Origin of the sequence: Halalkalicoccus sp. NIPERK01 (assembly GCF_030287405.1) — an archaeon.
GTDB lineage: Archaea > Halobacteriota > Halobacteria > Halobacteriales > Halalkalicoccaceae > Halalkalicoccus.
Window position 1 is genome coordinate 1 of the sequence record NZ_JASVVV010000048.1, and the last position, 250, is coordinate 250.

Here is a 250-nt window from a genome sequence, read left to right on the forward strand (position 1 = left end):
CCTACATATATCCAGGTAAAAATACCAGAACATGACACGATCATGGAGATCAAGGAGCAGTACATCCGCTTCAAAGGTACTCCATCATACATGCCAATTTATGCCACAACATATTCTGTACCAAACACCGTTATAAATCAAAGAGGTGTTTTCTGGACTTCTTCCGATTATCAATCGGGGTTGCCAGAGGGCAGTTCAAGCATTGAGTACATGCCGGTAGATGGTAGAGGCAAAACCGGTATCAAGGTTT

At 42.8% G+C, this 250-nt stretch carries 1 protein-coding gene; it reads left to right on the plus strand.

Going from position 1 to position 250, the window contains the following annotated elements; all coding sequences use genetic code 11:
- Positions 1-42 precede the first annotated feature (42 nt).
- The coding region (locus QRT08_RS18505) for a hypothetical protein (protein WP_286047469.1) at positions 43-250 on the plus strand (208 nt) is incomplete at its 3' end.